This is a genomic window from Providencia alcalifaciens DSM 30120, from assembly GCF_000173415.1.
Lineage (GTDB): Bacteria > Pseudomonadota > Gammaproteobacteria > Enterobacterales > Enterobacteriaceae > Providencia > Providencia alcalifaciens.
Map to the genome: position 1 here is coordinate 1 of NZ_ABXW01000011.1, position 17,404 is coordinate 17,404.

The following is a 17,404-nucleotide window of genomic DNA, read 5'->3' on the forward strand; positions in this document are numbered from 1 at the left end:
AAGCTGGACCTTTAATTTCACGCTGACCAATTTCTTTTTTAGCTTCAATTAGCCATTTAGGGTCATTCATCAGACACTTTCCTTAAAAAACGTTTTTCTAATGCACTTACCCCTGCAGCACCAGTCCAACCAGCCATTCCAGCAACGCCTCCTGCAATCTCTGGCTGCCAGATGAAATAACTCGCAGCAAGTAACACCATAGAGCCTGCAAACATAGAGATAATGACTTGCGCAATAAAAAGACCAAGCCTAAACGGCTCACCTTTCAAAACTTTATTGGCATAGCTCGCAATACTACCCAAAAGGGTCATCAAACTAACCAACATAACGGTTAACAAATTTATATTATTGGGTTCTTTATATGGCATGCGTATACCCACTCACATATGAGTATTTTGTGATTAAAATTAATACAAACAAACTAATATCGATATAAACAAAAAGACCACCTAGGCACCTGAAAATAAAGTCGCGAATAGATACAGCACCACAAGAGTAACCCCAAGCGGAAAGAGACACACCAGCAAGCTTAATAGATTGTATTTAAAGGTTTTTTAGTCTAAGAACAGATATTGATGCTTATGTATAAGACCATTGCTGCATCTCGAATACTGTAATTATCCATAATGATAAGCGAAAATTTATATTAACCCCCCATAGAGTTTGTTAATAAAATAAATCCCTCATTACATCATTAATAAGGAGCTATCATGTTTCGAGCTATTAACTGTTTTTCAACTAGGAATATCAGCGCCAGTCAAGAAAATTTAAGCACATCCGCCTCCATTCCCTCATCAGCCAAAGAGCTAAAATCATTATGGAAAACCTGGTCACATAGTGGAGAACCAGGTGAAAATAGAAATATTGCTTATGAAAGATTAAAAGATTGTATGAAAAGACAAGCTAGAGAGCTTGATTTAAGTAGTTTAGGTCTTACATCACTACCTTCAATGCTACCCGCTTGCGTTGACTCATTAAATCTAGCCAATAATAATCTAGCAACACTTCCTCTCGCGATTCTAGCACAGCGGAACCTAGTAGAACTGAACATATCATCAAATCAAATAACTGAAATAACTGAACTCCCTAATTCAATAATTTTTTTAGGTCTCAGCCATAATAGATTAACGACTCTCCCTGAGCTCCCTAGGGAGTTAGAAATGCTGTATATTAATAATAATGAACTAACAATGCTTCCAGCCCTACCAGAAACATTAACTATCTTAGATATTTCAAATAATCGGCTCTCAGAACTTCCTGAGTTACCTCGCGATAACATTCGGGATGTAAATGCACGTAATAATAACATTAGTAATATACCGAATTCTGTTCTACAGCTAACATCAGCAGCTCAAATAAATCTTCGTCATAATCCATTAACAGATCAAGCAGTTTTAAATATAGTTAGTGCCTCAGCTAATTCGCCAAGAATTATTATCAATCCAGAACGAATCATCGGCTTATTATTTCAAGGTTTGATAGCGTCTGAAAATCAGCAACAAAACCAGCCTTTAGCAGAAACTATTGCAAAATGGTACCCGGAAGAGGGGAAACCAAATATCATTACAACATGGAAAAACTTCGCCAACGAAGAAAATAGTCAAGCATTCGCTCACTTCATGAATAGACTTCATAAGTCAACCCAATCAAACACGTTAAGACCATCAGTCTTATTACTATTATCTAAATTAGTCGAATCATCCCCACTACGTGCAACAATATTTGCAGTAACGTTTGATGCAACTACATCTTGTGATGATAGAGTATCTTTAACTTGGAATAATATTCAAAAAGCAGTTGCCGTTCATGAAGCTGAAAGTGGCTCATATGACCAGTATTTGCCTCAATTAATCCAAATGGCAAAGGAACTGTATTGTTTAGAACAACTGGAAGTCATAGCCAGTCAAAAAGTCAAAGAATTAGTCAATCCAGACGCCATCGAAGTATACCTAGCGTATCAAAATGGTTTAGCAAAATCACTAAATCTATCTACAGCTCAAGGGAGCATGCTTTTTGGGGGACTTTCTGGAGTAACTCAAGAAGATCTGAATACTGCAGAAAAAACAGTTCAAAATCAATTAAAACTAGAGTTTATACCTTGGTTCAATTGCTGGGGACCATGGCATGCTGTTATGTCAAGAATTGCTTCTGAACCTTTTGAACAAGCAAAAGAACAGCTTTATGAGTTCATTGAGAATGATTATTCCGGACAAGTTCAAAATAAATTATCCGAAGATGCTTTAAACGATATACCTGATGCAGAATCACTCGTTGGAAAAATTGTACTGAAAGAAATGGAGCAAAAAATATTTGGTCGCTTAACTCAAGAAGTCTTATCCAAACACGGCATTAATTTAAGCAAAATGTCACTTGTTAATTAAATATTAACAAAAAATCAAACACATACAAAAACGGATGTTTTTCCGTTATATACCCCCGCGGTTTCTTGCGGGGGTTTTGTTGATTATTTATTCGTATAGTTACAACGTAGAGGGTATTTGTGTCAACTCACTTTACTTTCATTATCATCACAATATCAGCTATTTTACGTACGTAAAGTCTTGAGATGACTCTCTCTAAAATTTATCCATTTCTAATGGCACATCAAGCATCATCAGCATCCCTTCAATTAATCCCTCAGCTTTTTGCAATTTTTTACCTATGTTTCCATCGGAGCATTTTCGCTCTCTCGCTAGCTGCATGAATGTTTTCCCAAATAAATAATAATCCAGTAATAGATCATGCATATCACGGTTCTTTTTATTTAATTGAGCCATACAGCTAGAGATAATCATTGCATCGTCGTCACAACATTGAGGTCGATATTTCACCTTACTAGGTATTAAGCGGCTAAATCCTGCCGCTGTCGAATACCATTGAACTGACTCGATGTTATCCGCAGCCCATGCGCCCCACATTTCTAGTACTTGTTGAATATCACGCATCCGTTACCTCGTATTAATTTGCGGGCTTTTGCCATCGGATTCAGCGTTAATACGTTTAGATATAGAAATGGCACTATCTGATTCTTTGGCGAGATTTGAAGTGCCTCTATCTCTTGTCTTGTACGTAGTCATTAATCGCCCATTTATCACAGCATGATGTTCAGCATTAACATCAGTAGAGTATTTTTTTACTGTCGCTCGATAACATCCTAAGTACCGAGAAACCTCTGCCATATTTCCATATGTCCTAATAAGCAATTCAGGTATAGTCGTAATTTCAGCTTTCATAAATCCCCCATCTGATAAGTAATACCTTGCTGATACCAATCAGGCAACGTGAACTCAATCCGACCTATTACACCGCTAGCCCGTAGCGCCTGAATTCTTTTAAGCTCAATCTTCATGTGCTGATATAACTCATCCATTTGCCACGATTTCAACTTCATTGAAGTACCGGCTAAACGAGCTACGCGGTCAATCGTCATTTCGCTGTAAGTGATAACAGCGTGAGCATTGAATTCGTGTGGGTCTTCGCCGAGTTTTCGATGGCAACCTACGCAGTGAGCGAAAGCATTAAAGGGATGGTATCGGGTTGATTTATGTCGTCGTGATTTGAAATGTGAACAGTGGAGTTTTGAAGGTTCGTGTCTAAATTGTCTTCCGCAGTAGTCACATTCATAATTTGCTCTTTCCCGGACCAACTGCGAAAACACAATATCGTGCTTATCGCGTTTTAATGCCATTTATTTCTCCTGAACACCCCACTCAGCAACTACAATCACAACCATAGGGTCTTCGCTTAGTTCTATCGTCCTCATAGCATCTACTGCATGCGGTAATATAAATTTGCGCTTTAACACTCCAGCACACTTCCTGACCGCATCATTTGATTTATGAATAGCCCAGCATAATTTAAGGGTAGTAAGTGCGCTCATAAACACTTCAGCCTCATTTCTCATCTCTCTTGTTGCTCCTTAAGTTTCATATACTCCGAGTTATTGGGAATGATGATTGGGATGCCTTTCTCAATACACCATTGTTCATGTTTCTCCATCATGTGGAGCATCCGTGCTTTATCCATCTTGCTTGTTTTCTCTCGCTCTCCATTTTCATCGCGACCTAACCAGTGGCCGACAAAATATTCATGCGTTTCTTCATTAGTGATTGGCTTTGATAGAACAACTTCACCAGCCCCATTTTTAATATCAATGACAACACCACGCGCACGTAGCCAATCGCCTGTGGTTTCAACCCACATACGCCATGTTTTGTTCATTGGTATTGTTCGAAGATCACGCCATTCTGTTATTTTGACTCGGTAACGCTTACCAGTTTCGGTGACTTCTGAGAGGGTTTTGAAAATGCCTTTAAGATTGGATTTGTGGAGACAGATATCATCTGCCAATTAGCCTCCAGAGATTCTATCGAGAATCCAAAAGGGGAAAGAAAAAATATGCATGGCAATCAAATAATCACTTATATCACCATTAATCTCTTTGCTTTAAATACCCATTAATATCAAATACTTAGATATAATCACCCTGAGTTTCTATCGATAAACCTATCTATTTTAAACTAAACTTTTTAATGTATGGAGCAATAGCGCTCAACTAATAAGTCACTAACTTCGGCACCACTTAGATTTCCCCAAAGTGTTATTGTTAAAAAAACATCATCTTCGCCTTCTGCAACAAAAAGAACTGTAAATGATCGTTCGTTCCAAAAACCACTTGCTTTATAAATTGATTTTTTCATTTATCTTCAACATTACTATATTAATTAAACAACTTTAAAGCGGAGCAGACTAATATCCCCCAAAGCGATCTATAAAATAGTGTCGATTTTATTATTTCCAAGTCTCAACTTATATTTTAGCAATGTTCGCAGCTGTCAAATTAACATCACTCATCCATAAGCCCTTATAATTTAGTGTGTTATCAGTCTACTTCTCCGCCAAGTGATTGAATCACAGCGTCAATTAGCCTCGTCATTTCACTGGTCAATAGTACAAAATCGGCATCAAAGCGCTGGGCAATATCTTCTCTGTCTATGTCGTCATTTTGCGCTTTCAACATATCTGAGAACTTGATTTTTTTAAGTGAACAATCATCACACAGGGTAAATTGAATAGTGTCATTCCAATCTAGCGATAATTTTGTTACCAACTTACCTGCTTCAATGTGTGAGGCTATTTCATCAGACACTAAATCTTGCTTCTTGAATCGTGCAATTCCGCCTTCTGCTAACATTGCTTTAAGCTCCGCCTCATCGGTTAAATTAAACCCTTGAGGAATTACTCCGTCACGCAACCAGTCTGTTAGAGTTAACTCAATTGGTGTTTTCATCGTTAGCGGAACCACAGGCAATGAACCTAGTGTTTTTCTCAATAGTGCCAGTGTATCTTCGGCTCGTTTTGCACTACTTGCATCAACAATAATTCGCTGATTATCGTTATCAATCCAAACACTAACCGTTGATTCTTTGCTAAAGGCTCGTGGTAGCAAATCCTGAACAACTTCATCCTTCAAGCTATCTTTCTCGGTCTTTTTCAGTCGGCGTCCTTGTTCTGTTTCCAATTTATCAATCTTGGCTTGCAGTTCTTTTTTGATAACATCTGTGGGTAATTTTTTTTCTTCGCGCTTAGCCACAATAAGAATCTGATTGCCGACTGAATGCGTTAACGCTTCGCCTGTTTTGATGGGGTTAGTCCAGCCAACTTTCATCATGTCCTGACTACCACAAGGTGAAAATTCAAGATTTTTTAATTGCGCCTCAAGTTCATCAGATGAAATTTGAATGTCACGCGTCATACGATACACAATCGCATTTTTAAAAAAGTTCATGTTGATTCCTTAGAGGGGTCTGGATTTGAGATTTAATCTTTCACGTATTGCAGCAAGGTTATGCAGTGATTTTTCCTTACTGGTTGGTATGTGTTTTTGTTCAATCATCTGTACTGGTTCTGGTATTTTCTCTCCGGATTTAATGCGATTAGCCATTGTCTTAAGCTCTGATGAGCAAAGCTTTCTAACTTCTGAATCCGATAAGTTTCGGTTTCGCATTTCTGTGTAGATTTTAGTGACCATCCAGTAACATGCGTTAGATTGCCAATTAAATCGTCTCCAGCCTCTCACTGAGCAATATTCTTTGAATATATCGAAAAGCTCATCATCAGTAGGCAGACCTAGAGCTGTATAGTCACCCTGCTTGCACCATTGAACGAACTGACCGGGAGAAGGTAAAAACGGATTCGTTTGTTGCCTTGCAATTTTCATCCCGATATTTATTTGCTCAAGCGTCCTGATGCCATTTTCAATGAATGCGATAGTCCATTGACGTTTGAATTCGTCAAGGTCGCTTTGTTCTTTGAAGTTGGCTATTGCCGCTGGAAAGGTTGCTTTGAGTTGTCTGAAGAGTTCGTTAAATACTTGGGCTACTTGCTGTTTTACCGCTTGCTTCTGTTGTGGCGGCGCATGTGCTGCCATTGCTTGCAGTGCTGTTGAATCACGTTGCTGAATTGCTGTAACTAACGAGTTCATACATCGATACCCTCCATCCATTCAGTACTTTCGTAGTCTATTGATTGCCGCGCTGGCTGTAGGTTTCCTGACACCCTTTTCATCCTGTTTAGTTGCTGGCTTTGAATGACTAATGTCGCCCATTTCTTGCGAAGTTTTGCAGGAGATAACACGACGCTACACCAAAACGAATCGCGGTTAGCCCATTGGAATAGTCGACAAATTTCTTGGTGGGTATGTCCGTCTAGCTGTCTCATCAGTCGAACATCATTAGCCCATGATGACCAATTTGGCTCTTTGGTTGAGGGACTGATTATCAACACTTGCGAATAAATCCATTGGGCAGCTTTCAGGTCATCAGCATTTCCCCACTTATTACCTTTGGGGGAACAAACAACAGCATCAGCCTTCAAGGTTAAAATGTTATCCAGTGAGTGGTCAGAGGATTCGTTAGAATTCTCGGACGAAAAATTATTAATATTATTGTCTTTGGTAAGACTGTTTTTGGTGTTGGGTGATTTCGCCAAACTAGAAACCTTTTTTTGCCCAACTTTTTGGGTGATTTCGCCCAACTTTTTTTGTGGTGTTTTTGGGCGTTTTTTGGGCAGTCTTTCTAACTGCCATTGATCAAGATTTACGTTGACACTTACCAGCTTAAATCCGCCGATTTTTCTGAGATTGATAATTTTTCTCTCAGCCAAAACCTTTAACGCATTACCGATATCAGAGTCATCTAACCCTGTCATTTCTGCTAGATAGGTGTTGGTTACCTTATCCTCTGATTTATTCCAGCCATATGTGCAATCAATCACAGCATCGAATACCTGATGCTCTCTTCCAGCCATTTTTAGCTTTGGCTTGAGCCTACTGATACTGGTAGCTAAACGCATATAGCCATTATCAAGACTAGCCACTTGCTCCCCCGATTTATCAACCAATCGTCGCTTATTAGCAAAATCCACATGCCTAACAATACTCATAGCGACCTCCATATCGATTTGTTTTGAAATTAATATTCATGTAAAATTACTCCTGCATAATGAAAGACAATGAATGCCTAGTTGGTTGCCGCCTCCTAGGCTTTCGCTTTTTAGAACATTGAAACTTGCTTGATAGTCTGTTTGGCTCTTCGTTTACTTACCATTGCTGGCTTACTGCCATATTTATCTATCCATGTCTTAGCTACGTGATAACAATCATCAAATATTGCTCCACGACGACTAGCTTGTGAGCACCGTCTAAAATGAGATACCCCCTCATCCGCGGCTAATTCCAAAGCCACTCCATCCTGATAACCTAATTCAATCAATTTTTTAATAATGTTTTTGCGGATAAATTCATCGGGATTCATTGATATTTCCCTCCTGTAATGAACCTGTTTTCCATAGCGAAAACTCAGCCATTTGCTTCCACAAAAAGCGATATTCCTCTTCACTAATTTTCTTTTCGCCCGGCAAAACAAAATCAATTACCCCTGCCGCTGCTAATGTCTCGCATAGCTCAGGTATCTTTTCGGTTCTACGAGTGATAGTTGAGTCATGAACGCCTAATGATTTAGCGATAACTGTTTGAGATGTTGTTCTGATAACTTGATAAGCGGTTGCCACCAAGTGATTGGATACAAATCGGTTAAACGATTTGCGTGAATTTGCGTTTTCCATAATTTATATTCCTTCATATACAGTTAGTCCGTTGCTCACGATCCTGTGAGTGTGTATTGATGTGCGCTTTTTCAGCGCTGAGATGTTAAAGAGCGGTAAAGTTATGCAGCTTGAGGTGGGAAAACGTCATCTAATGAGCATTTCGCACCAAGTTTTTGTAATGCCTCAACGATTACTCGACAATCATTAAGGCTAGGCGTTCTAATACTTAGCTCGTAGTTTGCAATACGAGATTGACCCCATCCGATTGATGAAGCCAAAACAGCCTGAGAAATTCCTAATTTTTTTCGCTGTTCTGCGATGTTATTCATTGTGTATCCTCCATGTCTACAACCCCTATTACACACAATATGTGATTAACTGTCAATCACGAATCGTTTAAATACTTACATCACGTTTTGTGTTAAAAGATAAGCATGAAAAAAATAAATGAAATTATCGGCGAGAGACTGAAGTCTATTCGTGAATCTAGAGGGTTGAGCCAAGCGCAACTTGCAAAGCTGTGCGGATATTCCGCAGCCTCTAGAATTGGAAATTATGAACTTGGGGAAAGAAAGATAAGCGCTGATGATGCTTTGGTTATCAGCGAAGCTTTAGGTGTTTCACCAGCGGAATTGATGTTTGGTGATAGGAGCGATCAGGTTGTTAGCAACTATGAGTACCCTCTATTTTCCAAGGTGCAAGCAGGTGCGTTTACTGAAAATAGCAATGCATACACTAGAAGTGACGCCATCGCATGGATACCTACAGCAAAGAAAGCTAGCGATAGCGCATTCTGGTTAGAGGTTGAAGGTCACTCAATGACAGCCCCGCAAGGAGGTCGTCCTAGTTTCCCTGAAGGGATGCTGATACTTGTTGACCCTGAGCAAGAGGTTAGCTTTGGTGACTTCTGTATAGCTCGCCTGATGAATGATGAGTTCACATTTAAACGTCTTATTCGAGAAGGTGAAACAGAATACCTTGAGCCATTAAACCCACGGTTCGAGATGATACCAATTAATGGTAACTGCCAGATTATAGGCAAAGTGGTTAAGTCTCAGTGGCCTGACGACACGTTTTAGGAAATACAACGCATTCAATGAGGTATACTTTTTAACAAATCAATTAAATAGTTGAAGATAATTTGTATCACGGTCTCTTTTGGTGGCAAAAATTTTCAATGAAGAGAGTATATAATTACATTCATAACTACAGAGTAGAGATGATATTCGCATCATCTCTACTTCTGTTAATGTACTGGATGGAGCTAGATATCGATACCTTCATTCAGATATTCGGATTCTTTTATAATATTTTCACTCATACTTTTAACTGAGTTCAATTTTAGTAATGAAGAGACTACTAGAACTGATATCTAATTTTAATATATTAATACTATTTATAATTTTTATGTTTCTAAATGTTGTTTTACCGCTGCTAGTGACTTTTGATAAGAAATAAAGAGCGTTGAGAAGTATATGACTTTTAACGATACACAATTAAATAATATCAATAGCTGCATGGGATTTTTCTTAGAAAAACGCCGCCCAGCAGAACATCTCAGAGATGAGCTCGACTTACAGTATCGTATTGAAGATGACTCGGTCGTTATATTCGAGGTTAGACAGCTAACATGGAGTGATTCAAAAGTAGAAGAACCTGTAGCAAAAATAATACATAACAAAATCACAGGCTCTTGGTCACTACTATGGATGGATAAAGACAGTAACTGGCGCCATTACGATGAAAAAATGTTAGGTAGTTTTTCAGATGCTATTAAGCTTGTAGAAGATAATACCAGTGGATACTTCTTTGGTTGAAAATGTTGCTTGAGAGACTGTATGTTGTTCTACACTCGAAAAGATTTGTGCAATTTTATAAAAAATAGATTGTTGCTTGATGATGTTAATTTTAGCGAACACTATCGTATGACATTGTTTGACTACTATGGAACACTAGAAAACTTTGCACAAATGTTAAAACCTGAAATTAACATGAGATATAAATATGTTGATACAGAGGAGTTTGAACTGATTTGGAGCAATGGGCTCTTCACAATCGAGGTTCTCCCCATGAAAAATACTGTTTCTATGGTGATAATAACTAGCGCAATTGAAGATAGCTACCCTGATGCAAAAGTCTGACGACACGTTTTAGGGTGTTGTTTTAAACATAATAATATTAACTAGATAACTTATTTTAGCACCAGATGGAATTTATTTTTATAACTAAAAGGATATGAAATGAAACAGTTTCCTCTGGCTTTAATCCCGCATGAAATTGAAGGTGATATCATTCACCTTAGAGCTAAAGACGGCTATGCAAATGCTACAGCCATGTGTAAAACCGCTGGTAAATTATTTGCTGATTACTACAGACTGAAGACAACCCAAGCTTTTCTTCAAGAGTTATCTTCCGATATGGGAATTCCCATAACGGAATTAATTCAAACATTTACAGGCGGAAGACCAGAGAATCAAGGCACATGGGTTCATCCTGATGTTGCTATAAATTTAGGGCAATGGCTATCGCCTAAATTTGCAGTGCAAATTTCAAGATGGGTTAGGGAATGGATGAATGGTGGAGGTAAAAGCGCAGAGCTTCCTGTTCATCTAAAAAGGTATATGGCAAATAGAGGAAGGATACCTCATACACATTTTTCAATATTAAATGAATTAACGTTTAACTTAGTAGCCCCTTTAGAAGAAGCTGGTTACACGCTACCAGATAAAATGGTTCCTGATATATCCCAAGGGCAGGTCTTTTCTAACTGGTTAAGAAAAAATAGAAATGTTGAGCCAAAAACATTTCCTACTTATGAGCACGAATATCCAGATGGGAGGGTTTTTCCTGCACGTTTATACCCTAATGAATATCTTGCTGACTTTAAAGAGCATTTTAATACTGTCTGGTTGCCCAAATACGCCCCTAAATACTTTAGCGAAAGAGATGCAAAAGCATTAGAGCTAATAGAGAGAATAATGCTTCCTGATCTCACCGAAAAATAATCCCCAGCCCTCCCAGCGAGGGCTTTTTTGTGCCTGCAATTCCCCGCATGTGTGATCTCTGACACAAATCGTGTCTACAAATAAAATATTTTCCATTTCAAATCATCACGTTAATTCAATAATAACCAAATAAACACATTTTGTGGTTGACATTAAAATCACAATTTGTGAATATGCTATCCATCGAAGGCAAGGAGCCATAGATAAACAGGATGTTCGCTCTTTAACAGATAGCGCTGTAAAAGCGCAAACCAAAGACAGTATGTTTTGGGATTGGTGAATGCGCAGGCTGATGCGCTGAGACGTCAAGTGCGAATTGGTTAGCGCTGAACCAGCGGTAGTCGGTCAGGCGAACGTAGCGTTATGTCTATGCGATTGAAACGCACAATGTAGGAGTTCAGCACCTACCACCAATCACCAAAGCAAACTGTAAGGGGAAAACTATGTGCAACTTTCACGGCTACAACAACGCCAGATCACGCAGAATGGAACGCAGAAAAGCATTGCAGGAAGCGCACGCATTAACTGAAAGCTTAAAAGCTGCAATACATGGCGAACCAGTAAAAGAAGAAACAAAACGCCCTACCTTATCACTAACACGCAAGCCAATTAGCCGAGTTGAAAAAGCAATATCAATTCGAAGTACTAAAGTTTATGACTCAGTAGATAATACCTGCTTACCAAATTCTAGTATTTACTCAGCTAAATATCGTAAGTCAGGAATGCTGTTAGAGTCTGGCGAAGTGACAGCAAGAGCTTAACATCCCCTAATAAATAACCAGTGGTAAGTAACGAAGAGCGTAATATGAATTATATAGAAAACAACAAGACTAGCATGCTCTTAAAGATTTAAGAGAACTAAAATCCAATGTTTATAGGAATAAATAAAAAGATACGTAATAAGAAGTGGTGGTCCCTACTGGGCTTGAACCAGTGACCAAGCGATTATGAGTCGCCTGCTCTAACCAACTGAGCTAAGGGACCGGTGTGTCGCTATTATATAATATGACTTAGTTTCAGTTCTAGTATGTCAAAACTCAAATGGTTAATTTCCACACAATACATCACGCCAAAAAAGCATGTATAAGCGTACCTTCTTTATATTAATTACCAAGACAAAAAGGAGAACCAATTTTTCAACGCTAATCACTTAAATTAGAAGCGCCTAAGGGGCTTGCTTAGGCTTGCCTTTGAGGTAATACATCTGAAATAAAACACACATAAGGAGGAAATATGCCACACACTAAAGCATCAGTAGATATTAATTTGAAACTCATTCTGTCTGATGAAGCGCTGCCTAAAGTGAAAGGTATGTATGAAATATCAGCACCTGAAGATACACCAAATATTCAAATATTATTAAATGAATTTGTAAAAAATCTAATCGGGGAAGATGTGATAAAAACAGCGCTCAAAAAAGCCGCATTAAAAGCATTAGTCAGTGACATTCTCCATTAAAAAAGACTTACCTCTTTCATATTTAACCGAATAAAGATTACCAACATCAAGGGACTTTCTATCGCTATCGCAAGATAAGTGAGGATTTCGCACATCCGGAGATAAGCATGAATATTGATAAATACAAACTTTGTTTAGCTCAATCACAAGCTGGAATTGCACGCTATCTCAAGGATGAGAACGGATGGAGCGAAGCAAATGAAACATTAAAAACAGCATATGGAGTCAAGCATGAATGCAAAGCAGAAATACATAAAACAGCAAATATTCGCCCTACTGCGCGAGTCTGACATGACTGATAAACAAATAGACGAATTAGTTGCTGATTGGAAATTTAAGCAGCAATGCGAAAAGACAAATCGAATTCTTCGGCAAGTTAATTCTCGTAGAGCATACGCATTCACGTAAGGATGAACCATGAGAATTCAAATATATAGCCCTGACCCTAAGTTTGATATTGGAGAAATGGCTATTGATATTTATAACGAGATTGACGGAGAGGAACTTCGGCAACTATCGGAATCAACCAAGGATAGGATTCTAAAGAAAATACAGGATGTATTGGAAGAGAGGCTTATTCAATGAACGAAGGTATTTATTACGACATTTCAAATGAAGACTATCACCATGGATTAGGTATTAGTAAGTCACAGCTTGACCTGATAGATGAATCTCCGGCTGATTTTATATGGCATAGGGATGCGCCAGTAGATAACGAAAAAATAAAAGCTCTAGATTTTGGCACGGCTTTGCATTGCTTATTGCTAGAGCCTGATGAATTTCAGAAAAGATTCAAAGTTGGACCAGAAGTAAATCGTAGAACCAATGCAGGGAAAGAACAAGAAAAGGAATTTCTTGAAATGTGTGAAAAGGAAAATATCACACCAATTACCAGTGAAGATAACAGGAAGTTATCACTCATGAAAGATAGCGCGATGGCTCACCCAATAGCTCGATGGTGCTTGGAGGCGAAAGGAATCGCTGAAAGTAGCATCTATTGGAAAGACAAGGATACGGACATTCTTTGTCGTTGTAGACCGGACAAGTTAATCGAAGAGCATCATTGGCTAGTTGATGTAAAAAGCACTGCCGACATACAGAAGTTTGAACGCTCTATGTATGAGTACCGATATCACGTGCAGGACTCATTCTATTCGGATGGATATAAGTCACTAACGGGTGAAATGCCTGTTTTTGTTTTTCTTGCCGTAAGCACAACCATTAATTGCGGGCGTTATCCAGTCAGAGTGTTCGTATTAGATGAACAAGCCAAATCCGTTGGTCGCACCTCTTATAAGCAAAACTTATTCACATATGCAGAATGCCTTAAAACTGACGAATGGGCAGGCATTCGCACACTGTCACTGCCTCACTGGGCTAAGGAATTAAAGCATGAGCACACCACCGCTAGCTAAATCTGATTTACAGAAGACACAAGGAACAGAAGTAAAAATAAAAACTAATGAACAAAAACTCGTAGAGTTTATTAATCAGCCGGGAATGAAAGCTCAATTAGCAGCGGCATTGCCTAAACATATCACATCTGACCGCATGATTAGAATTGTCAGTACCGAGATTCGTAAAACCCCTTCTCTTGCAAATTGTGATATTCAAAGTTTTATTGGTGCTGTAGTTCAATGCTCACAACTAGGATTAGAGCCAGGTAATGCATTAGGTCATGCCTACCTTCTGCCTTTCGGTAATGGTAAGTCAGATAACGGTCAACAAAATGTTCAACTCATCATTGGCTACCGAGGAATGATTGATTTAGCTAGGCGCTCAGGTCAAATCATCAGTATATCCGCCAGAACAGTGCGCCAAGGCGATAACTTTCATTTTGAATATGGGTTAAATGAAAACTTAACTCATATACCCGAAGGAAATGAAGATTCACCCATTACCCATGTTTATGCTGTTGCTAGGTTAAAAGATGGAGGTGTTCAATTCGAGGTTATGACCTATAACCAAATAGAAAAAGTTCGTAATTTAAGTAAAGCGGGTAAAAATGGACCATGGGTTACCCACTGGGAGGAGATGGCAAAGAAAACAGTCATTCGCCGACTTTTTAAATACTTACCTGTTTCCATCGAGATGCAAAAAGCCGTCATACTTGACGAAAAGGCAGAGGCAAATATAGAACAAGAACACTCTGCAATTTTTGAGGCTGAATTTGAAGAGGTAGACAGCAATGGCAATTAACCTATTCATCGTTACAGCGCACTTAGGGAAAGACTGTGAGCAACGATGGACGCCAAACGGAAAAGCGGTTGCATCATTCAATCTCCCTGTAAAGCAGGGCTACGGTGAGCATGAAAAAACATCGTGGGTTATCTGTAAGATGTTTGGAGTTAAAGCTGAAAAACTTCCTCAATACTTAACAAAAGGAACAAAAGTTACGGTCACTGGTGAGTTCGTCATGGAGGAATGGACGACCCCAAATGGGGAGAAAAAATCAGCGCCAGTAATCATTGTTGATAAAATTGAGTTTGGCAATAATCAGGCAGGAAGCCAACAGCCAGCACGACAACCTCAACAGCCACAGCAGCAAGCTCCACAGAATGAGCCACCAATGAATTGGGATGACGAAATCCCCTTTGCCCCTATCGGACTCCCCTATCCTCGCCACGCTATTTACGTAATTTAACAATGTAATATTTGCAGGAATGCAAACAGGAGATAGAAATGAACATTAAGCAATTACAGCAACAAATTCATCAGCAAAATAAAGAGGCTGGATGGTGGGACAATCCTCGTAAAAAAGGAACTTTACTCTGCCTTATTCATTCCGAAATCAGTGAGGCAATGGAGGGTGAACGCAAAAATTTAATGGATAACCATTTACCACATAGGAAAATGGCTGAAGTTGAACTTGCTGATGCTGTTATTCGTATTTTGGATTATGCCGAAGCCTTTGGCTATGACATTGAAAGCGCCATTAATGAAAAGCTCGAATACAACAAATATCGCGCAGACCATCAACGTGAAAACCGCGCAAAGGAAGGCGGTAAGCAATTCTAATTTAACTTGAAGGGATATGGTGGATAAAAAATGCCGACGCATGGGAGCACCGGCGAAATCCATACAGATTGAAACTACTTTTTATACCATAAGTGTAGTTGGGGAATTATTATTTGCAATGAACGTTTTAATTTTAACGATTAAATAAATGTAATGAAGAGGAATGGATATGAAAGACAGAATCAAGTTTAACGATGCCATGCTAGCAGCTGTCATGGATGGCAGAAAAACGCAGACACGCAGACCGATTGAGCCACAGCCTAAAGTAACCGAGGAAGAGTTACGAAACCTTGGTGCATGGCAAGATGGTTACACACTATCAGAGCAAGTATGTGCAACATGGAGGCATGGTTTTGTTGATGTTGATTGCCCATATGGTGAGATTGGCGACATCATCAGCGCTGCTGACAATGATGGTAATATCAAAGGGAAAATTGAGATTACTGATGTTTGGCTGCAGCAAATTCAGGAAATATCACCTAATGATGCAATAGCGGAAGGCATCTCGGCTGGTCGTTATGGGAATGACGGCAATTGGTTAGTTGGATTTTATATTCCAAACAGCAATCAGCCATATATAACCGCAAAAAATGCATACAAAGAACTATGGCAATCAATATACGGGATTGATAGTTGGATTAATAACGAATGGGTATGGGTTATTGAGTTTCGAAAAATTGATTTATTATCACTACTTAACTAAATTTTAGATGGTATAGTAAACTCTCAATTATAAGGAGAGTGCAATGAAGTATTTGCTAATTAAAGATAGCGGAGAATCCAAGCCTATAACCCATCTAAACAAGCCCCCCAAAGCAAAAGGTCATCCATCGTATGGTAAGGCAGACCAAATCGTAGTCAATAAATATAATGAAACTTCATTTGATATAGAAGGTTTTGATTACAAAGTAGCGTATGAAACTAAAGAGCCAACAAGAGAAGAATTTATAGAAAAGTCATCAGGGTTATTAGATGGTAAAGGTGGCTACATAAAATAATCAATTAACAAATATACCCAACACCCTGCACTAGCGGGGTTTTTTACACCTAAAATTCAGGAGTAAGTATGGATAAATCAAGGCAGCAATTTGAAGAGTGGCGCAGTAAGAATAAATCATCAGCGATAAATCTATTCGATGTATGGCAAGCATCACGCGAGAGTTTAATTAATAGCTTGGAGCCTGTTGGTTATATTGATAACGCTGAATCTATTGACCTTGAACATGGTCGAGTTTGTTATTTATATAAAGACTGTATCGATAAAATTAATATTCCACTCTACCGCCTAGATAAATAACCATGCAAATAATCGGATATGTATTACTCATGCTAATACAGGGTTCTGCTGTGCCTGTTACAGAGCAAATATACACACAGCAAGAATGCGAGAGCCGTGCCATGCAGATAATGCAGGTGCGAGATGTTGAGATAGTTTGTAGGGAGGTAATGAGAAAATGGATAAATTAAGAGAGAGAATAATAGAAGTTCTTCAATGTAATCAGCTTACCACTGACGAAATATATCACTTATGCAGCCCTGATTATTCAAGGAGTCAGGTTAGTTGTATTATTAGTCACTTAGAAGCAGGCGGGATTATTAAGAAAAACACTTGTGAATATTGGGAATTAATCAATGAATAAATACACCGAACTTTCTGACTTCGAGATTAATAAAAAGGTTGCTGAGAAATTAGGAATTAGATTCACTCCAAGAAATGGAGTTTTAATCTTGTCGGCAACAAAGTTATTCGCCCCCTCCAACAACCCATCTGATGCAATGCCGATTATTATTGATAATAAGATAGGGCTATCACCAAT

General features: G+C 38.7%; 29 protein-coding genes, 1 tRNA gene and 1 pseudogene. 17 read left to right on the top strand and 14 right to left on the bottom strand.

The features are described 5' to 3' along the window. Positions 1 to 62: 62 nt before the first annotated feature. Positions 63 to 368 carry a phage holin family protein gene (locus PROVALCAL_RS02935; RefSeq protein ID WP_006657596.1) on the bottom strand — a complete coding sequence of 102 codons (306 nt, stop codon included), beginning with the start codon at positions 366 to 368 and terminating at the stop codon, positions 63 to 65. A gap of 342 nt (positions 369 to 710) precedes the next feature. Between PROVALCAL_RS02935 and PROVALCAL_RS02940 the strand changes: the two genes are divergently transcribed. Further along, positions 711 to 2,381 (top strand): NEL-type E3 ubiquitin ligase domain-containing protein, encoded by a 1,671-nt coding sequence (locus tag PROVALCAL_RS02940; RefSeq protein ID WP_006657597.1) that lies wholly within the window; start codon positions 711 to 713, stop codon positions 2,379 to 2,381. 195 nt (positions 2,382 to 2,576) lie between these two features. On the opposite strand, the gene PROVALCAL_RS02945 is transcribed toward PROVALCAL_RS02940, so the two are convergent. From PROVALCAL_RS02945 to PROVALCAL_RS02995, 12 genes are all read right to left on the bottom strand, one after another. Then, on the bottom strand, positions 2,577 to 2,945 hold the full coding sequence (locus PROVALCAL_RS02945; RefSeq protein WP_006657598.1) for an antiterminator Q family protein: 369 nt from the start codon (positions 2,943 to 2,945) through the stop codon (positions 2,577 to 2,579). 3 nt (positions 2,946 to 2,948) lie between these two features. Then, positions 2,949 to 3,233, bottom strand: coding sequence for a hypothetical protein (locus PROVALCAL_RS02950; protein ID WP_006657599.1), 285 nt, complete (start codon positions 3,231 to 3,233; stop codon positions 2,949 to 2,951). After that, positions 3,230 to 3,688, bottom strand: a complete 459-nt coding sequence (locus tag PROVALCAL_RS02955) for a hypothetical protein (protein WP_006657600.1) — start codon at positions 3,686 to 3,688, stop codon at positions 3,230 to 3,232. The genes PROVALCAL_RS02950 and PROVALCAL_RS02955 overlap by 4 nt, the downstream gene beginning before the upstream one ends. Then, entirely contained in the window at positions 3,689 to 3,904 is a 216-nt protein-coding gene (locus PROVALCAL_RS20315) for a DUF7740 domain-containing protein (protein WP_006657601.1), read from the bottom strand. Then, complete coding sequence (locus PROVALCAL_RS02965) at positions 3,901 to 4,350, bottom strand: NinB/YbcN family protein (protein ID WP_006657603.1); 450 nt, start codon at positions 4,348 to 4,350, stop codon at positions 3,901 to 3,903. Before PROVALCAL_RS02965 ends, PROVALCAL_RS20315 begins: the two co-directional genes overlap by 4 nt. A gap of 179 nt (positions 4,351 to 4,529) precedes the next feature. Continuing rightward, a complete protein-coding gene (locus PROVALCAL_RS19670; protein ID WP_006657604.1) occupies positions 4,530 to 4,700 on the bottom strand; it encodes a hypothetical protein in 171 nt (56 codons plus the stop codon). A 182-nt stretch (positions 4,701 to 4,882) separates the two neighbouring features. Further along, complete coding sequence (gene rdgC / locus PROVALCAL_RS02970) at positions 4,883 to 5,788, bottom strand: recombination-associated protein RdgC (protein ID WP_006657605.1); 906 nt, start codon at positions 5,786 to 5,788, stop codon at positions 4,883 to 4,885. A gap of 9 nt (positions 5,789 to 5,797) precedes the next feature. After that, a complete protein-coding gene (locus PROVALCAL_RS02975) occupies positions 5,798 to 6,484 on the bottom strand; it encodes a replication protein P (protein ID WP_006657606.1) in 687 nt (228 codons plus the stop codon). After that, the gene (locus PROVALCAL_RS02980; RefSeq protein WP_224063631.1) at positions 6,481 to 7,443 is read right to left on the bottom strand and encodes a replication protein; all 963 of its coding nucleotides are present in this window, start codon (positions 7,441 to 7,443) and stop codon (positions 6,481 to 6,483) included. The genes PROVALCAL_RS02975 and PROVALCAL_RS02980 overlap by 4 nt, the downstream gene beginning before the upstream one ends. A gap of 110 nt (positions 7,444 to 7,553) precedes the next feature. Further along, entirely contained in the window at positions 7,554 to 7,814 is a 261-nt protein-coding gene (locus PROVALCAL_RS02985) for a hypothetical protein (RefSeq protein ID WP_006657608.1), read from the bottom strand. Further along, the gene (locus tag PROVALCAL_RS02990) at positions 7,801 to 8,124 is read right to left on the bottom strand and encodes a hypothetical protein (protein WP_006657609.1); all 324 of its coding nucleotides are present in this window, start codon (positions 8,122 to 8,124) and stop codon (positions 7,801 to 7,803) included. The genes PROVALCAL_RS02985 and PROVALCAL_RS02990 overlap by 14 nt, the downstream gene beginning before the upstream one ends. 101 nt (positions 8,125 to 8,225) lie before the next feature. Then, a complete protein-coding gene (locus tag PROVALCAL_RS02995; protein ID WP_006657610.1) occupies positions 8,226 to 8,435 on the bottom strand; it encodes a helix-turn-helix transcriptional regulator in 210 nt (69 codons plus the stop codon). Positions 8,436 to 8,540: 105 nt separating this feature from the next. Here PROVALCAL_RS02995 and PROVALCAL_RS03000 point away from each other — a divergent pair, with 105 nt between their 5' ends. The 5 genes from PROVALCAL_RS03000 to PROVALCAL_RS19160 all read left to right on the top strand — a co-directional run bounded on the left by PROVALCAL_RS03000 (position 8,541) and on the right by PROVALCAL_RS19160 (position 11,872). Further along, positions 8,541 to 9,185, top strand: a complete 645-nt coding sequence (locus PROVALCAL_RS03000) for a LexA family protein (RefSeq protein WP_006657611.1) — start codon at positions 8,541 to 8,543, stop codon at positions 9,183 to 9,185. Between the two features lie 396 nt (positions 9,186 to 9,581). After that, entirely contained in the window at positions 9,582 to 9,923 is a 342-nt protein-coding gene (locus PROVALCAL_RS03005; RefSeq protein WP_006657612.1) for a DUF3024 domain-containing protein, read from the top strand. A 21-nt stretch (positions 9,924 to 9,944) separates the two neighbouring features. Then, positions 9,945 to 10,247 carry a hypothetical protein gene (locus PROVALCAL_RS03010; protein WP_006657613.1) on the top strand — a complete coding sequence of 101 codons (303 nt, stop codon included), beginning with the start codon at positions 9,945 to 9,947 and terminating at the stop codon, positions 10,245 to 10,247. A 99-nt stretch (positions 10,248 to 10,346) separates the two neighbouring features. Then, a complete protein-coding gene (locus PROVALCAL_RS03015) occupies positions 10,347 to 11,111 on the top strand; it encodes a KilA-N domain-containing protein (RefSeq protein ID WP_006657614.1) in 765 nt (254 codons plus the stop codon). Positions 11,112 to 11,554: 443 nt separating this feature from the next. Then, entirely contained in the window at positions 11,555 to 11,872 is a 318-nt protein-coding gene (locus tag PROVALCAL_RS19160; protein ID WP_071586580.1) for a transcriptional antitermination N peptide, read from the top strand. 146 nt (positions 11,873 to 12,018) lie between these two features. On the opposite strand, the gene PROVALCAL_RS03025 is transcribed toward PROVALCAL_RS19160, so the two are convergent. Then, positions 12,019 to 12,095: transfer RNA gene (locus PROVALCAL_RS03025), tRNA-Ile, on the bottom strand. 249 nt (positions 12,096 to 12,344) lie between these two features. On the opposite strand from PROVALCAL_RS03025, the gene PROVALCAL_RS03030 reads away from it, so the two are divergent. From PROVALCAL_RS03030 to PROVALCAL_RS03075, 11 genes and pseudogenes are all read left to right on the top strand, one after another. Continuing rightward, positions 12,345 to 12,569: a hypothetical protein gene (locus PROVALCAL_RS03030; protein WP_006657617.1), complete on the top strand. Its 225-nt coding sequence runs from the start codon at positions 12,345 to 12,347 to the stop codon at positions 12,567 to 12,569. Between the two features lie 107 nt (positions 12,570 to 12,676). After that, the gene (locus PROVALCAL_RS19165) at positions 12,677 to 12,859 is read left to right on the top strand and encodes a hypothetical protein (protein WP_006657618.1); all 183 of its coding nucleotides are present in this window, start codon (positions 12,677 to 12,679) and stop codon (positions 12,857 to 12,859) included. A gap of 127 nt (positions 12,860 to 12,986) precedes the next feature. Continuing rightward, positions 12,987 to 13,154, top strand: coding sequence for a hypothetical protein (locus tag PROVALCAL_RS19675; protein WP_006657620.1), 168 nt, complete (start codon positions 12,987 to 12,989; stop codon positions 13,152 to 13,154). Next, positions 13,151 to 13,984, top strand: a complete 834-nt coding sequence (locus PROVALCAL_RS03035) for a PD-(D/E)XK nuclease-like domain-containing protein (protein ID WP_006657621.1) — start codon at positions 13,151 to 13,153, stop codon at positions 13,982 to 13,984. The genes PROVALCAL_RS19675 and PROVALCAL_RS03035 overlap by 4 nt, the downstream gene beginning before the upstream one ends. After that, positions 13,962 to 14,768 carry a recombination protein RecT gene (gene recT, locus PROVALCAL_RS03040; protein WP_006657622.1) on the top strand — a complete coding sequence of 269 codons (807 nt, stop codon included), beginning with the start codon at positions 13,962 to 13,964 and terminating at the stop codon, positions 14,766 to 14,768. Before PROVALCAL_RS03035 ends, recT begins: the two co-directional genes overlap by 23 nt. Next, complete coding sequence (locus PROVALCAL_RS03045) at positions 14,758 to 15,213, top strand: single-stranded DNA-binding protein (protein ID WP_006657623.1); 456 nt, start codon at positions 14,758 to 14,760, stop codon at positions 15,211 to 15,213. Before recT ends, PROVALCAL_RS03045 begins: the two co-directional genes overlap by 11 nt. Positions 15,214 to 15,251: 38 nt before the next feature. After that, positions 15,252 to 15,587 (top strand): nucleoside triphosphate pyrophosphohydrolase family protein, encoded by a 336-nt coding sequence (locus PROVALCAL_RS03050; protein ID WP_080547026.1) that lies wholly within the window; start codon positions 15,252 to 15,254, stop codon positions 15,585 to 15,587. Positions 15,588 to 15,756: 169 nt separating this feature from the next. Next, positions 15,757 to 16,290, top strand: a complete 534-nt coding sequence (locus PROVALCAL_RS03055) for a PmgT domain-containing protein (RefSeq protein WP_039861544.1) — start codon at positions 15,757 to 15,759, stop codon at positions 16,288 to 16,290. Positions 16,291 to 16,333: 43 nt separating this feature from the next. After that, positions 16,334 to 16,585 (top strand): hypothetical protein, encoded by a 252-nt coding sequence (locus PROVALCAL_RS03060; RefSeq protein WP_006657626.1) that lies wholly within the window; start codon positions 16,334 to 16,336, stop codon positions 16,583 to 16,585. Positions 16,586 to 16,653: 68 nt separating this feature from the next. Next, positions 16,654 to 16,884 (top strand): hypothetical protein, encoded by a 231-nt coding sequence (locus PROVALCAL_RS03065; protein WP_006657627.1) that lies wholly within the window; start codon positions 16,654 to 16,656, stop codon positions 16,882 to 16,884. 335 nt (positions 16,885 to 17,219) lie between these two features. Next, positions 17,220 to 17,404: pseudogene (locus PROVALCAL_RS03075) on the top strand (DUF2591 family protein); the annotation flags it as partial.

Excerpts from the sequence above, each read along its gene's own strand:
- PROVALCAL_RS02935 (WP_006657596.1), bottom strand. The coding sequence starts at position 368 with ATGCCATATAAAGAACCCAATAATATAAATTTGTTAACCGTTATGTTG.
- PROVALCAL_RS02940 (WP_006657597.1), top strand. The coding sequence starts at position 711 with ATGTTTCGAGCTATTAACTGTTTTTCAACTAGGAATATCAGCGCCAGT.
- PROVALCAL_RS02945 (WP_006657598.1), bottom strand. The coding sequence starts at position 2,945 with ATGCGTGATATTCAACAAGTACTAGAAATGTGGGGCGCATGGGCTGCG.
- PROVALCAL_RS02950 (WP_006657599.1), bottom strand. The coding sequence starts at position 3,233 with ATGAAAGCTGAAATTACGACTATACCTGAATTGCTTATTAGGACATAT.
- PROVALCAL_RS02955 (WP_006657600.1), bottom strand. The coding sequence starts at position 3,688 with ATGGCATTAAAACGCGATAAGCACGATATTGTGTTTTCGCAGTTGGTC.
- PROVALCAL_RS20315 (WP_006657601.1), bottom strand. The coding sequence starts at position 3,904 with ATGAGAAATGAGGCTGAAGTGTTTATGAGCGCACTTACTACCCTTAAA.
- PROVALCAL_RS19670 (WP_006657604.1), bottom strand. The coding sequence starts at position 4,700 with ATGAAAAAATCAATTTATAAAGCAAGTGGTTTTTGGAACGAACGATCA.
- rdgC (WP_006657605.1), bottom strand. The coding sequence starts at position 5,788 with ATGAACTTTTTTAAAAATGCGATTGTGTATCGTATGACGCGTGACATT.
- PROVALCAL_RS02975 (WP_006657606.1), bottom strand. The coding sequence starts at position 6,484 with ATGAACTCGTTAGTTACAGCAATTCAGCAACGTGATTCAACAGCACTG.
- PROVALCAL_RS02980 (WP_224063631.1), bottom strand. The coding sequence starts at position 7,443 with ATGAGTATTGTTAGGCATGTGGATTTTGCTAATAAGCGACGATTGGTT.
- PROVALCAL_RS02985 (WP_006657608.1), bottom strand. The coding sequence starts at position 7,814 with ATGAATCCCGATGAATTTATCCGCAAAAACATTATTAAAAAATTGATT.
- PROVALCAL_RS02990 (WP_006657609.1), bottom strand. The coding sequence starts at position 8,124 with ATGGAAAACGCAAATTCACGCAAATCGTTTAACCGATTTGTATCCAAT.
- PROVALCAL_RS02995 (WP_006657610.1), bottom strand. The coding sequence starts at position 8,435 with ATGAATAACATCGCAGAACAGCGAAAAAAATTAGGAATTTCTCAGGCT.
- PROVALCAL_RS03000 (WP_006657611.1), top strand. The coding sequence starts at position 8,541 with ATGAAAAAAATAAATGAAATTATCGGCGAGAGACTGAAGTCTATTCGT.
- PROVALCAL_RS03005 (WP_006657612.1), top strand. The coding sequence starts at position 9,582 with ATGACTTTTAACGATACACAATTAAATAATATCAATAGCTGCATGGGA.
- PROVALCAL_RS03010 (WP_006657613.1), top strand. The coding sequence starts at position 9,945 with ATGTTGTTCTACACTCGAAAAGATTTGTGCAATTTTATAAAAAATAGA.
- PROVALCAL_RS03015 (WP_006657614.1), top strand. The coding sequence starts at position 10,347 with ATGAAACAGTTTCCTCTGGCTTTAATCCCGCATGAAATTGAAGGTGAT.
- PROVALCAL_RS19160 (WP_071586580.1), top strand. The coding sequence starts at position 11,555 with ATGTGCAACTTTCACGGCTACAACAACGCCAGATCACGCAGAATGGAA.
- PROVALCAL_RS03030 (WP_006657617.1), top strand. The coding sequence starts at position 12,345 with ATGCCACACACTAAAGCATCAGTAGATATTAATTTGAAACTCATTCTG.
- PROVALCAL_RS19165 (WP_006657618.1), top strand. The coding sequence starts at position 12,677 with ATGAATATTGATAAATACAAACTTTGTTTAGCTCAATCACAAGCTGGA.
- PROVALCAL_RS19675 (WP_006657620.1), top strand. The coding sequence starts at position 12,987 with ATGAGAATTCAAATATATAGCCCTGACCCTAAGTTTGATATTGGAGAA.
- PROVALCAL_RS03035 (WP_006657621.1), top strand. The coding sequence starts at position 13,151 with ATGAACGAAGGTATTTATTACGACATTTCAAATGAAGACTATCACCAT.
- recT (WP_006657622.1), top strand. The coding sequence starts at position 13,962 with ATGAGCACACCACCGCTAGCTAAATCTGATTTACAGAAGACACAAGGA.
- PROVALCAL_RS03045 (WP_006657623.1), top strand. The coding sequence starts at position 14,758 with ATGGCAATTAACCTATTCATCGTTACAGCGCACTTAGGGAAAGACTGT.
- PROVALCAL_RS03050 (WP_080547026.1), top strand. The coding sequence starts at position 15,252 with ATGAACATTAAGCAATTACAGCAACAAATTCATCAGCAAAATAAAGAG.
- PROVALCAL_RS03055 (WP_039861544.1), top strand. The coding sequence starts at position 15,757 with ATGAAAGACAGAATCAAGTTTAACGATGCCATGCTAGCAGCTGTCATG.
- PROVALCAL_RS03060 (WP_006657626.1), top strand. The coding sequence starts at position 16,334 with ATGAAGTATTTGCTAATTAAAGATAGCGGAGAATCCAAGCCTATAACC.
- PROVALCAL_RS03065 (WP_006657627.1), top strand. The coding sequence starts at position 16,654 with ATGGATAAATCAAGGCAGCAATTTGAAGAGTGGCGCAGTAAGAATAAA.